At 41.9% G+C, this 13828-nt stretch carries 9 protein-coding genes; 3 read left to right on the top strand and 6 right to left on the bottom strand.

Annotated elements, in window-relative coordinates; all coding sequences use genetic code 11:
• Nucleotides 1-375: 375 nt before the first annotated feature.
• From NBH14_RS24725 to NBH14_RS24715, 3 genes are all read right to left on the bottom strand, one after another.
• The gene (locus NBH14_RS24725) at nt 376-1998 is read right to left on the bottom strand and encodes a RagB/SusD family nutrient uptake outer membrane protein (protein WP_186958504.1); all 1623 of its coding nucleotides are present in this window, start codon (nt 1996-1998) and stop codon (nt 376-378) included.
• Between the two features lie 12 nt (nt 1999-2010).
• Nucleotides 2011-5406 carry a TonB-dependent receptor gene (locus tag NBH14_RS24720; RefSeq protein ID WP_186958505.1) on the bottom strand — a complete coding sequence of 1132 codons (3396 nt, stop codon included), beginning with the start codon at nt 5404-5406 and terminating at the stop codon, nt 2011-2013.
• Between the two features lie 122 nt (nt 5407-5528).
• On the bottom strand, nt 5529-6527 hold the full coding sequence (locus tag NBH14_RS24715; RefSeq protein WP_186958506.1) for a FecR family protein: 999 nt from the start codon (nt 6525-6527) through the stop codon (nt 5529-5531).
• Between the two features lie 338 nt (nt 6528-6865).
• On the opposite strand from NBH14_RS24715, the gene nhaC reads away from it, so the two are divergent.
• Nucleotides 6866-8332 (top strand): Na+/H+ antiporter NhaC, encoded by a 1467-nt coding sequence (gene nhaC, locus NBH14_RS24710; RefSeq protein ID WP_186958507.1) that lies wholly within the window; start codon nt 6866-6868, stop codon nt 8330-8332.
• The gene (locus NBH14_RS24705; RefSeq protein ID WP_186958508.1) at nt 8301-9491 is read left to right on the top strand and encodes a dicarboxylate/amino acid:cation symporter; all 1191 of its coding nucleotides are present in this window, start codon (nt 8301-8303) and stop codon (nt 9489-9491) included. The genes nhaC and NBH14_RS24705 overlap by 32 nt, the downstream gene beginning before the upstream one ends.
• Before the next feature lie 146 nt (nt 9492-9637).
• Here the strand turns inward: NBH14_RS24705 and NBH14_RS24700 are convergent, their stop codons facing one another.
• On the bottom strand, nt 9638-10165 hold the full coding sequence (locus NBH14_RS24700; RefSeq protein WP_186958509.1) for a 3'-5' exonuclease: 528 nt from the start codon (nt 10163-10165) through the stop codon (nt 9638-9640).
• Nucleotides 10166-10264: 99 nt separating this feature from the next.
• Here NBH14_RS24700 and NBH14_RS24695 point away from each other — a divergent pair, with 99 nt between their 5' ends.
• Nucleotides 10265-10636: a hypothetical protein gene (locus NBH14_RS24695; RefSeq protein WP_186958510.1), complete on the top strand. Its 372-nt coding sequence runs from the start codon at nt 10265-10267 to the stop codon at nt 10634-10636.
• Nucleotides 10637-10974: 338 nt separating this feature from the next.
• On the opposite strand, the gene NBH14_RS24690 is transcribed toward NBH14_RS24695, so the two are convergent.
• Both NBH14_RS24690 and NBH14_RS24685 read right to left on the bottom strand, forming a co-directional pair.
• Nucleotides 10975-12147 (bottom strand): purple acid phosphatase family protein, encoded by a 1173-nt coding sequence (locus NBH14_RS24690; protein WP_186958511.1) that lies wholly within the window; start codon nt 12145-12147, stop codon nt 10975-10977.
• Nucleotides 12148-12154: 7 nt separating this feature from the next.
• Entirely contained in the window at nt 12155-13822 is a 1668-nt protein-coding gene (locus tag NBH14_RS24685; RefSeq protein ID WP_186958512.1) for a RagB/SusD family nutrient uptake outer membrane protein, read from the bottom strand.
• Nucleotides 13823-13828 lie beyond the last annotated feature (6 nt).

The following is a 13828-nucleotide window of genomic DNA, read 5'->3' as shown; positions in this document are numbered from 1 at the left end:
AGTATCCATCATAACACAATAAAGACATTGCTATAAACCCCAGTATCACTTTAAAAATCAACACAATACATACCACATAAAATTTTAGTAAAAATCATGTGTGACTAGAAAAAACGGTCGTTTTTTTTAGTCATTATTTTTCAAGAAAATCTTTTGATTTTTATGCTGCCAAATAGATGGTATCTCACAGATTTTTAGTACTTTTAGATGTCCGAATTGATTTTGTCTGGTCAACATAAAAAATGACTAGAATAAACGACCGTTTTTTTTAGTCACTATAATGCATACGCAAAGCGGTTAATTTTCAATAGCAATACCCAATTTATGGAATAAATTTATTCATCCGGTATTGTCCATCACTGTTAACGAATTGGTTTATTTATAATTCGGATCCTGAACCAAAACGCCACCGGCTTTATCAATTTCACTTTGTGGTAATGGGAAATAATAGAATGCCGGCTTAAAGACCTTTATATAAGTTGGCAAAGCAGGGTCTGACGCACCATTCACAAGTTCATCCATTAACTTCCATCGTTTCAGCTGAAAATAGCGATGACCTTCAAATACAAATTCTACACGCCATTCGTTACGAATACGTTCACGCATCTGATCTTTTGTTAGACCAGCAGGCAACTCCGGTTGACCGGAACGAACGCGAATCCGGTTAACCGCATCATACACTTTCTGTGTCGGTCCGTTTACTTCGTTTTCTGCTTCAGCAATCATCATCAAAACTTCGGCATAACGTAAAATGATAACATCCGCATCAGATATAGTCGAATAACTCGGCATTTCTTTTGTCGGCTGAATCAACTTCATCATACCAAATCCGGTTTGCATCTGATTGGTAATTGTCACCGAACCTCCTTCTTGTCCGTCCATCGAGAAATCAGCTTCGCCACTATGGCAAACCGTTTCATACAAACGGCGATCGCGATTCTGGAACAATTTAGCCCTTTCTGCTTTATTGGCATCTCCCAATTCTCCAGTAGCCAGTAAAGATTCATTGACCGGGACAGTCAACGGAGATTCACCCCATTTCTGACCATCTGTACACTCGAATGCATCTACCAAATCACGAGTCACACCGCAAGTAGTCCATGCTGCATAATACAAGTCCATACTATGAGTTGTATTAGGAGCCAAGTAACGAACGGAGAACATAATCTCAGGAGAAGCCAGTTGCATGGAAGATATAAAGTTATCACGCATTCTATCTGCCAAATTATACCCCTTGATTGATTCCAGCAAAGACACAATTTCCCCCATTTTAGAAGGATCTGCATTTCCTTTATCATCATAGGCTTCGGCCAACATCAAACGAGCCTTAAATGCTTTCAAAGCACCCGGAGAGAAATATCCGGACATTTGAGCGTCAGAATAAGGTTTGTCCGGCAAAGCAGCAATAGCATCATCGAAATCTTTCATTATCTGGGCATAAATATCAGCACGTGAAGCTTTCGCCTGATACATATTATCCATTGTCAAAGACTCTGTAACCAAAGGCACTTCCCGATAACACTGGTACAACCAAGAATAAAAATAGCCTCTCAATGCTTTCGCTTGCGCAAGCATAAAAGATCTCTCGTCAGCAGACATATCAGTTCCTTGATAAGCATCCAAATTCTCCATCAACAAATGAACACGAGCTATACCTTGGTAACAATGCTTATACATGTAAGTCACATACCCCGAAGTATTCGGGTCCAAATCACCTAAAGCAATCGTCTTAGTCTTTCCGTATGTATCCTCATCATGCTGGCAAATGGAGTTGTCAGTCAGGTTATCAAAACAAGCCACGATCTGCGACATGACTCCCGGCCATTCATATACCATAGAAAAACTACCAGCCAATGCAGATTGGAAATCACTCTTTTTCTGCCAAAAAATAGACTGAGAAGGTGAAGAAGGAGGATCTTTCTGTAAAAAATCACTACAAGAAGTCGTAGAACCCACCAACAAAGCCAAAACCAATATAATATTTACTATTTTTTTCATTGCATTCTACTTTTAAAATTCAACATTCAAACCAAATGAACAAATCCTATTCTGAGGATAAACAGCAGCACGTCCATCTCCTTCACGTTCCGGATCCAAACCATAGAATTTTGTAAATGTCAATAAGTTATCCCCCGAGAAATAAACCCGGACTCTCGACATCTTTACTTTATCCGTAACTGATTTAGGCAAAGTATAACCGAACGTCAAATTCTTCAAACGAAAATAAGAAGCATTCTGTAGCATATAAGTGTTTGGTCTGGTATTCTTATTACCGCCCAAATTATCAAAATACAGACGCGGATGCTTAGCATTATACGGATTTTCTTCCGTCCACATGCCTTCTACATATTCACGTGTCGGAGCAGAACCTTGGCGGAATGGATAAATACCCCACTCATTTGTATACCATTTCTTACCCGAAACACCTTGTCCCTGCAAAGACAAGTCAAAACCTTTCCAGCTGGCACCAGCATTTACAGAATATTCAAATCCGGGGAAACGTCCGGAAATAGGCACACGGTCATCGTTGTCAATCACACCATCATTATTCTGGTCCTTATATTTCAAGTCACCTGGCAACGTATTATCATTAAACTGTTTCGGTGAATTTTTCACTTCATCTTCCGTTGCAAAAATACCAATACATTCCAGCATATAATACTCATTGTAAGGAAGGCCTTCTCTTCTCAAATTATAACCGCTGATTTCTTCTGCACCAAATTTAGTCAATTTGTTTCTTGAACGGTCAAAATAAATACCGGCATTGTATTGCAAACCTTTGAAGACACCATCCGTAATCATGTTGTTATAATTGAAAGCAATTTCAAAACCCTTGTTTTCAACTTCTCCATTATTGACAGTCGGAGCACTCAAGCCTAAAATATCAGATACTTGTGAAGAACGCAAAATGTCTGTTGTCTTCTTCTTGTACCAGTCAAACGTCACATTCAAACCATTAAACACCTGCAAATCCACACCCAAATCGGTAATTGTTGTAGTTTCCCATTTAATATCACGGTTTGCATACGCTGTCTGCTGATAACCCACTGTTTCTGTTTTCTTATCAAACGGATAGTTAGAGACTCCAGCAATCATAGCCTGATAAGGATACAAACCAATGTTTTGGTTACCCAATTGTCCCCAAGAAGCACGAATCTTAGCATTATTCAACCAATTCAAATTCAGATCTTTTATAAAATCTTCTTCGGTAATACGCCAACCTGCAGAGAATGACGGGAAGATACCCCAACGATTTTCTGAAGAAATACGAGACGTACCGTCATAACGCATATTTGCTTCAAACAAATAACGTTCTCTAAAATTATAATTCAAACGCGCAAACACAGACTGAATAGCCCATTCTTCCAACGTACCCGAATTCGACCAATTTGCATTAGAACCAGCATTGATTACCGGTAAATCGAAAGCATACTCTTTCCGGAATGCCCGTACCGTTTCATACTTTTCAGATTCCTGGCTATAACCTGCCATGATATTGAAGTTATGATACTGGTTCGGAGTTGTAAAATCATACTTCAAATAGGTATACAAATTCGTATAAAAACGACGCTGGTCTTCTACCGTCAAACCGTTTGCTCCTCTATCCAGATAACCGGTTTGTTCACCTGTATGATAATCATAAACAGGGACATCAGATCCTCCCCATTCCTTCCATTTGTTAGATTGTAAGCGAACAGCACCTTTCGTGTACCAAGTCAACCCTTTAGCCAAATTGATATCTAACCACAATTGGGCATTCACATCGAAATCCTGATAATTCTTGTTCGTACCTGTACCGATAATGGCCGGCATGTTTTTATTGTGAGATTCGTGCGAATAAGCAGAACCTGTCCAACGAGTCACACCTGAACCATCATCCGGCAACCACGGCATGTAAGTCGGGGCCTGTGACATGGTTGACAACAACACGTCACTTTGTCCCTGACGAGGTTCATCACGATCACCATACATCAAATTGGTATATGTTCCAATCTTGATAAAATCCGTAATTTGTGAAGTCAAATCGACCGTTGCATTATACTTTTGATAATCGAAACCTTTCAACGTACCTGGTTGGTCTACGAAATTCAAAGCCACATTATACGTAGTTTTTCCCGCATTACCTGCAATCGACAAATTATGATTTTGGACGACAGCCGGATTAAACATATAATCCAACCAATCAAAATTAGGATATTGTTCGCTGCCGCCACCATTCCGGTAAGCATCAATTTGTTCCTGCGTATAACGTTCCCCGGCACCGGAGTTCTTTTTGGCCAGGTTAAACAATTCCATATATTCGGCAGAATTAGTCACCAGATCGTACATACGGGTCGGATTATAAATAGCCACATTGCCATGATAAGCAATATGCGCTTTACCATCCCCTTCTGCCCCTTGTTTCGTTGTGACAAGGATCACGCCATTGGCAGCACGCGCACCATAGATAGCGGCTGAAGCAGCATCCTTCAATACCGAAACACTCTCAATCATACTCGGGTCCAGGTTAGAAATACTGCCCGGAACACCATTTACCAATACCAGCGGATCGGAACCGGCATCCGAAAAAGTACCCTGGCCACGCACACGGAAAGTGGTTGCTTCAGCACCCGGTGCACCCAACCCCTGGTTAACACGCAAACCCGGAACTTGTCCTTGTAACATGGTTGCCGCATTCGTAACCGGACGTTTTGTCATTTCTTCACCGGTCACAGCCGTTACCGCACCAGTCAAATTTAATTTCTTCTGTGTACCGAAACCGACTACAACCACCTCATCCAATGCCTGTGAATCTTCTTTCAGGATAACAGATATAACAGACTTATTCCCCACAGGGATACTCTGTTCGATATAACCGATATAAGAAATCTTTAATGTCGCTCCAGCAGGCACATCCAATGAGAAATTACCATCCACATCCGTCACCGTACCGATTGTCGTTCCTTCAACTACCACATTCGCGCCGATAACCGGTTCATTATTAGCATCCAGCACACGGCCTGTAATTTGTTTAGCCTGCTGCATCACAGCACTCGCCCCTACCTGTCCGGCACGGGTAATCACAACATGGCGGTCATTGATTTCGTATCGGACATTACGTCCGCTAAACAATACCGCCAATACTTCATTAATTGTCTTATTATCCAGGGATACAGAAACTTTCTCATCCAAATTCAAGTCTTTCACATCCAGACTGAATGAAAACTCACTTTGGCTCTTGATGGATTCAATAGCCTCACGGATCGTTGCATTTTTAAGATTTAAAGAAAGCATATGTTCAGTTGCATACGTACTCGCACTAAGCGAAAGCGTTCCGGCAACAAGAAATACACCAGCCAAGTTTGCCAAACGTCCTGCCCTTGCAGACAGTAAGTCCTGAATAGATTTTCTAAATGTTTTTTTCATACTTCACTTGTTTAAGATTTAACTTTTTAATTACTTAAGAAATGGGGGTATCTACGGTTATTACCCCTTTGTTAGATTTGCTTTTACTTCATTCACATTCATTTTAAAGATTAGACTTAATGTTAATTATAAATTCTAATAAGTTCCGGCTTTACCTCATATCTGAATTTATTTCCGGAGGATAATATTTCCAAAACTTTTTCGACGGTTACGTTCTCTTGAAAATCCGAATAGTAAACTATCCTCTTCAAAGATTCTTTCTCTATCCGGACAGGTATATCATATAGGCGTTGCAGTTCTTTAGCTATTTCTTCCAATGACACTTTGTCAAATATCATCGCTCCATTCCGCCAGTTCTCTATATGGCTGGCATCCACCGAATCGACTTGCATTGCCAGGTCTGCTTTCCTTAATGTAAACCGTTGGTTCGGTTTCAGCACGACCGGGGCGGCATCGGCCAGAAAATCTCCGACCCTTACCGCTCCTTCCTTGAGGGTTACTTTCACCTCAGAGTCTTCTTCATAGGATTTCAGATTGAACTTTGTACCGAGTACTTTAACTGATAAATTGCCGGTATTCACCACAAAAGGTAATTCTTCATTCTTGCTTACTTCAAAATATCCTTCCCCCGATAATGCCACATTTCTTGATTCCTTCGCAAAATTCGAATCATATTTAACTTTACTTCCGGCATTTAACCAGACAACAGAGCCATCCGGAAATGTAACTTTAGATTTTGCACCAGCAGGAACCTCTACTACATATTCTTTATATTCCTCAAGCGCTTCCACTGTCGTTTTCTCCGATTGCCATAAAAAGAATAAAGAAGAAATACCGCAGAGCAAAAAGACAATCGCCACAGCAGAAACTCTGAATGCATACTTATAGAAGTTTATCTGATTAGATGATTTATTTTCCTTTTTAAATTTGCTGATAGCTTTTTCTACATTAAAATCATCCGCATTAGATACAATACCGCCTGCTTTCCAGACAGCAACCGTATCATGGAAATAAGTCCTGTTCTCCGGAGCTTCTTTGATCCATTGCCGTAAAGCGGCATGACCTTCAGCATCTAAAGTACCATTCAGGAATGATTGTATGTAATTGTCTATTTGATCCATTTATTCCAATTAAAAGTATATGAGTTCCTCACTCATTTAATAAAGGCGCAGAAAAAAGAAAGGAGGGTATATGAAGCACTACTTTTTTTATAAGAAAAACGAATATCCCGCAAAAACTCGTTTAAAACGAAGGCAAGATCCGTTTAAAACAAGATTTAATTCGTTTTAAACGGGGATAAAGCTCGTTTTAAACGAAAAAATGCTTAACTGCATTCGGGATTTTGTCAATTTTATTTATTTGGATGATCTGTCATTGGGATAATGAAATCCAGGATATCAATATATACATTATTTTCCGTATTTTTGCAGGCAAATAATTCATAAGCATATATATAATAATGGATCATACTCCCAAAAGGATACCCTCCCCCTTACTTTCACTGGTTCCCATACTCGTTTTGGTAGCCCTCCTGTTTGTTACAATTCATACTTTTGGCAGTGATGCGCTTAGTGGAGGAAGTCAGGTGGTGTTGCTTACGGCAACAGCTGTTTGCTGCCTGATTGCCATGGGATACAGCAAAGTTCGCTGGAAAGCGATCGAACTGGCGATGGTCAATAATATCTCCGGTGTGGCTACCGCGCTGATCATTCTGTTGATCATCGGTGCTTTATCCGGCAGCTGGATGATTAGCGGAGTCGTCCCGACACTGATCTACTACGGGATGCAGATTATTCATCCCAGTTTCTTTCTGGCATCAACCTGTATCATTTGTGCGATCGTATCCGTTATGACCGGCAGTTCCTGGACAACAATCGCAACCATCGGGATCGCCCTGCTGGGAATCGGGCAGGCACAGGGATTTGAAGACGGATGGATTGCAGGGGCGATTATCTCCGGCGCCTATTTCGGGGACAAGATATCTCCGCTCTCGGATACAACGGTCCTCGCCTCTTCGGTAACGGATACCCCTTTGTTCAAGCATATCAAATATATGATGATCACGACAGTGCCGTCCATGATCATTACACTGACAATCTTTACCGTAGCCGGTTTCGCACATGAAGCGACTGCGACCGACCAGATTGCCATGTATTCTGCCTCGCTGAGAGAAACTTTCCATATTTCTTTATGGCTGCTGATCGTACCCGTCATAACAGGGATTCTGATCGCCAAACGTATTCCGTCCATCATCACCCTGTTCATTTCTGCAACATTGGCCGGCATATTCGCCTTATTTTTCCAACCCCACTTGTTACAGGAAATATCCGGTCTGCCGGTTCAGGATATGCAATCGCAGTTCAAAGGGTTGATCATGACTTTCTACGGCAGTACCCAGGTCCAGACGGGGAATCCGGATTTGAATGACCTGGTTTCCACACGGGGTATGAGCGGTATGATGAATACGATCTGGCTGATTATCTGTGCCATGTGTTTTGGTGGTGCCATGACGGCCAGCGGAATGTTGGGAAGCATTACTTCCGTATTTATCCGTTTTATGAAACGGACTGTCGGACTGGTTGCTTCAACGGTTGCCTCCGGCCTGTTTCTTAATATCTGCACTGCCGACCAATATATCTCCATCATCCTGACCGGTAACATGTTCAAGGATATTTACCAGAAAAAAGGATATGAGAGCCGTTTGTTAAGCCGCACGACGGAAGATTCGGTGACTGTCACCTCTGTTCTTATCCCCTGGAATACTTGTGGTATGACACAGGCAACCATCCTGGGTGTCGCCACATTCACATATTTACCTTATTGTTTCTTTAATCTAATCAGCCCGTTAATGAGCATCACAGTTGCTGCCATCGGGTTTAAAATCAAACGGATAAATGAAAAAGCTGAAAGTATCGCTACTGACTAAAGTAGTCATTGCCATTGCTGCCGGTGTATTATTCGGCCAGTTTCTACCGAATGGTATCGCACGTATCTTTGTGACCTTCAATTCGTTGTTCGGCAACTTCCTGTCGTTCTCCATCCCCCTTATCATCCTGGGGCTGGTAACGCCCGCCATCGGCGATTTAGGGAAAGGTGCCGGAAAACTACTGGCCATTACGGCTTTGATAGCTTACGGCTCGACTATATTTTCAGGCTTCTTTACCTTTTTCAGCAGCTCGGCGATCTTCCCCCATATCCTGCCGGCCAATGCGGAGTTGACAGCCATGGATAATCCGGAAGATTTCATGCTAACGCCCTACTTTACGGTAGCCATGCCGCCTCTGATGGATGTAATGACGGCCCTGCTCCTATCATTCACAATCGGTTTGGGACTATCCTATATCAGCGGTAATACACTGCGGGAGGCATTTAATGACTTCCAGAAAATTATAACCATATTGATCGAAGCGGTAATCATCCCGTTGCTTCCCCTGCATATTTTCGGTATTTTCCTGAATATGACAGTCAGCGGCCAGGTAATGAGTATCATAACAATGTTCCTGAAAGTCATCATTGTGATATTCGTGCTCCATGTATTGCTCTTGCTCATCCAGTTTACGGTAGCCGGAAGCATCAGCGGCAGGAATCCGTTCCGGCTGTTAAAGAATATGCTGCCGGCTTATGCCACCGCATTAGGGACCCAATCGTCAGCCGCCACTATTCCCGTGACACTTGCCCAGACGGTAAAGAACGGTGTCCGCGAGACAATCGCAATTTTTGTAGTGCCTCTCTGCGCGACCATCCATCTTTCCGGAAGTACGATGAAGATCACGGCCTGCGCCATGGCGATCATGTACATGGCCGGAGAACCGGTCACACTCGCCGGAATGGCAGGATTCATCATGATGCTGGGTATAACAATGGTAGCCGCACCGGGAGTTCCGGGAGGAGCGATCATGGCGGCATTGGGATTGCTGCAAAGTATGCTCGGTTTCAATGAGACATTGCAGGCGCTGATGATCGCACTTTACATTGCAATGGATAGTTTCGGAACAGCCTGCAATGTAACCGGAGACGGTGCCATTGCGATTGTAGTAGATAAGATTGCCGGAAAACAACAGACTTCGCCCAACATAACCGAATAGTTTTTCAGGAGACATCACATTATTCATTGAAAGTCTTCCCAATGAAAAATAAAAAAGAGGTACGTCTATTTTGATTTAGACGTACCTCTAAATTCATTTACACCTACCTCTAAATCGAATTAGACCTAGGTGTATCTGAAAAACCTTTATAATAATTCCTGCAACGTATTTACACCTTTTTCCCGCATCATTGTAATAGCGATATGTGCACAGGCATAAGCATCCGCCATTGCATGATGGTGATTCCTCAGGTCATATCCGCAATAGGCAGCCACAGTATGTAGCTGATGGTTCACTAGAAAAGGATACATTTTTCGTGACAGCCGGCAGGTACAATAGAACTGATATTTGGGATAGGCCAGTTCGTAGGCCATATGTGCAGCTTTCAAGCATCCTTCATCAAATGGGCTGTTATGGGCAACCAGTGGCAAATCGGCAACCTTCGGTGCAATTTTCGCCCAGGCTTCTTCAAAGTCAGGTGCCTCATTCGTATCTTCCGGTGTCAGTCCGTGAACTGCCGTTGTCCACTGGGTATAATAGTTAGGATACGGGCGGATCAGGCTATATACCTGATCGATCACATGATTATCTTCTATAATGACAATCCCGACACTGCATACACTACTGCGTTTCCCATTGGCGGTCTCAAAATCTATTGCGGCAAAGCGTTCCATATAAGTTTATTAGTTATTATGGCAAAGATAAAGATAAAAACATACGAAAAGACATTGTAACCCGTTATTAATCATAGTAACACTTTAAAAGCTCACCGTATGAAAAAGAAAACCATGATTTTATTATTCTCTCTGTCAGGCCTGTTTCTTATTTTATGTGCATTAACTTTTAGACCTATTAGTAACCCTCAAAAGGATGAATGTTCATTACTACAAGGAAAACTGGCAAAAATCAAGAGCGACCCTAAAACGAAAGACATTTATTTACGTCTGGAAGACGTAGATAGGCATTTATACATCAACAGGGGTTTAGAAAAAGGTCTGACCGAAGATCGCCTGAAGAAACTGATCGGAGAAAATGTGTCACTTTATGTGGTCAATCATTGGACCTTGTTGGATCCCCAAAGCAAAACAGGGCATGTATCGCAGGTTGAACATGCCGAAGAGATATTATATACGGAGTTTCATTGAATAAATGATCCCCCTGTTCCAACATCATCGCAGCGTAAGAAGCTAAAGCAGATGAGTCGAGAGGGTGAAATAGACTTGAACTATGGAGATGAAAACCATGTATGTAGTGAAAGATCTGTTCCTTACGGCTGACAATTTCCTAATAAAGAAGTCAGCATCCTTTCCCCAAAAGCATGTAGGCTCAACTGCCTGTTTTTATACAGACAAAACTGCCGAAAGTGGATTTCCACACAATGTTTCTTGATTTCATTAGAGACAAAAAGGAGATTTATCTCCGGCTTCATCGGGATAATCTCCTTTTTTAATTTTTTGTATAGAGATAACAATGGGTAATCTGTTTATTTTGCGATTAATGTTATCTGATCAACCATCTTTCCTTCCAGATCCATTACTTTTAATTCCAGCTTATTATCTTTCGTAACACCTTTTACTACTGTTTTGTGGGCATTGTCTATTACAGGAAACTTCACAGAAGATGTCGGCTTATTATTAAAATAATGATGTAAATGGCCACTCAGCATGACATCGACATTTGCATTATTCAGAACAGGGACAAATTTTTCCAGGACCTCTTTTTGTCCATGCCATAACCTTTTGTCAGGCAACGGAGGCATATGTGCAATAACCACTCTGTATTTTGCCTCTGTAAAATCTTTTGATTTTACAGCTTCTGCCAACCATTTAGCCTGTTCCGTCCGGTAATTATCATAATCAGTTATGCCACTGTATTCAATATCCGAATCCGGTTTATCTTCACCTGTATCCAGGAAAATATAACAGATCGGACCCTGGCGAAGCAGGAAATACAAATGCGGCTCCTTCGGTGAGAAATAATGCTGGAAGAAAGTTGCGAAAATACCGCGGGTTTCATGATTTCCACGGGCATAATACATAGGCGTTTCCTTGGCAAACATATCGATCGATACATCCATGAAACCAGTAAACAATTCTTCTTCATTTTTCAACTGACTCAACATATCCCCATTGAAAATCACCATATCCGTATTCTTATAATCAGCCACCTTCAATAATTGAGGAATATCATCCGTACGACCGTGAATATCATTGATCATAACAAAGGATGTCTCCGGTTTATTCCGGTCATTGGTTGTAAAGATTAATGGTTCGGCTCCATAAACATCAGTCGCAGCAACCTTACCATACATCACTTCCACCCCCTGGTGATCCAGCACTTCCTGCGAATACACCCGATAACGGTATTTTGTACCGGGGGTCAAACCGGTTATTTTCACAGCATGTAATAACGATGTATTTTTTACTCCATTAGTCGAGTCAAAATATTTCGGCCGTTCCTGTTGATAATAATCACTATTGTCATCCGGCGCCAGTTCTACCCATCCGACAGACGGCTTGCCTGCCATCCATACAACCGTTACTTCCGTTTCCTTCAAATTTTGAAGATACGGACCATGCTTTATTGTAATACGATCTTGTGCAAAACCAAGCACAGAGATACAGATACAGATCAAACTTAAAAATAGCCTTTTCATATACTTATTATTCATATCCTTCATTCTGTTTTAAATTCGGGTTCTTATCCAATTCGGCCTGTGGAAATGGCAAATAACGGTTGTATGGACGGAACACCCGGTCTTCAATCTTACGCAACGACTCATTTTCTGCTGTCGGAGCAGAAATAGTTGCTCGTAAGTCACGGTCAGGTTCATTTACATTTACAGTACCTATCATACGATACAATGTGCCGTTCATAAGCGTTTCTGCCAGCATTTTTCCATTCTGGTCTTTCCAACGTAATAAGTCAGCTCTGCGCAAACCCTCTCCTGCCATTTCAATACAACGTTCGCGACGAACCAGTTCACGGAGTTTTTCCTGCGTATTATATTTCGCCCTGTCAACAGCAACATGGCCACAGCGTGCTCTAAGCTGGTCGAGTATATCATAAACTTCTGTTGTATTCTCATTCTTTTCTACGTTAATTTCCGCAATTGTCAGCAAGACTTCCGCATAACGGAAAAGAATCGGACACGTATTTTCATTTCCTAATGATGCCGAATACTGAGACAGCGGAACTGTATATTTGGCCCAGATCATACCGGTTCTTGATGAATTATCAGCGGCATCCATATAGTCGGCATTCGAACCGCCGTCAATACTTTTATCCAAGGTATTAATAACCCGCTGTTTTCCGTCGGAACCAACCCAATCCATACCCGGATACAGAATCGTCAGAGCTAAACGGGGATCTCTGTTTGCAAAAGGATGCACAGGATCATAACCGGAGCCTTCTTCTTCCGGACGTAACCCGGATTTCATTTCATACATATCAACCAGATTCTGGGTAGGAACCATTGAAGCCCAACCTCCGTCCTGATTATTAAACATACGGATCATATTGGAAAATGCATAGGTATTGCTAACATGCTGCATGGCATAAATGATCTCCTTCGATCCTTGCCCTTTAATACTAAACATTTCCTGAAAATTAGGATCCAGTTCATATTGGTTCAGATTCTGGATCGAACGGGCAGCACTCATAGCCAGGTCAAGATCGCCCCAATACAAGGCTGCACGCATTTTGATTGCCAAAGCCGTTCCTTTGGCAATACGTCCACGCTGTGACGGTTTATCTTTCAGGTCGGATATAGCAGCATCCAGTTCGTCATAAATAAACTTTTTCACAGTCTCTTCAGAAGCACGTTCAACCTGTGCTTCTGCAGATGTTTGAGGCAGGTCGGTAATCAATGGAACACCTCCATACCAAAAGTTCATATGAAAATAACGGTATGCCCGGATCGTACGAACCTGGGCAAACAGGTCTTTCTTTTCTGCCTCATCTGCAAAAGCCACACTCTCTGCATTTTCCAGAAAAGTATTACACCGACGGATCGTTTCATAATTATAGTAAGTCACAGTCGCAGCCTGCGTCATTGCTCCGTTACCCGTCACTTTCAGATAACTTGTATTACTATAATTAAATCCAATATCAGAAAGGCAATCAGCATAGAGAATATCTGTAGAGCCGTTTTTCGCCTCATTCCATTTATCATAACATGCAGTAGCTGCACTATAAACGTCATCCTCCGTCTGCCAGAAAGTAGAAGGAGAGAGTTGATCGTACGGTTTCGTATCGAAAAAATCATCACAGGAGCTCAATGCAACTCCACATGCGACCAAAGAAAGAGAAAGATATTTTAATGATTTCATAATTCC

It is taken from the genome of Parabacteroides caecihominis (assembly GCF_023656785.1).
Classification (GTDB): Bacteria; Bacteroidota; Bacteroidia; order Bacteroidales; family Tannerellaceae; genus Parabacteroides; species Parabacteroides segnis.
Note: the sequence above shows the minus strand (reverse complement) of the source record. Positions and strands in the feature narration are given on the sequence as shown.

Excerpts from the sequence above, each read along its gene's own strand:
- NBH14_RS24725 (WP_186958504.1), bottom strand. The coding sequence starts at position 1,998 with ATGAAAAAAATAGTAAATATTATATTGGTTTTGGCTTTGTTGGTGGGT.
- NBH14_RS24720 (WP_186958505.1), bottom strand. The coding sequence starts at position 5,406 with ATGAAAAAAACATTTAGAAAATCTATTCAGGACTTACTGTCTGCAAGG.
- NBH14_RS24715 (WP_186958506.1), bottom strand. The coding sequence starts at position 6,527 with ATGGATCAAATAGACAATTACATACAATCATTCCTGAATGGTACTTTA.
- nhaC (WP_186958507.1), top strand. The coding sequence starts at position 6,866 with ATGGATCATACTCCCAAAAGGATACCCTCCCCCTTACTTTCACTGGTT.
- NBH14_RS24705 (WP_186958508.1), top strand. The coding sequence starts at position 8,301 with ATGAAAAAGCTGAAAGTATCGCTACTGACTAAAGTAGTCATTGCCATT.
- NBH14_RS24700 (WP_186958509.1), bottom strand. The coding sequence starts at position 10,165 with ATGGAACGCTTTGCCGCAATAGATTTTGAGACCGCCAATGGGAAACGC.
- NBH14_RS24695 (WP_186958510.1), top strand. The coding sequence starts at position 10,265 with ATGAAAAAGAAAACCATGATTTTATTATTCTCTCTGTCAGGCCTGTTT.
- NBH14_RS24690 (WP_186958511.1), bottom strand. The coding sequence starts at position 12,147 with ATGAAAAGGCTATTTTTAAGTTTGATCTGTATCTGTATCTCTGTGCTT.
- NBH14_RS24685 (WP_186958512.1), bottom strand. The coding sequence starts at position 13,822 with ATGAAATCATTAAAATATCTTTCTCTTTCTTTGGTCGCATGTGGAGTT.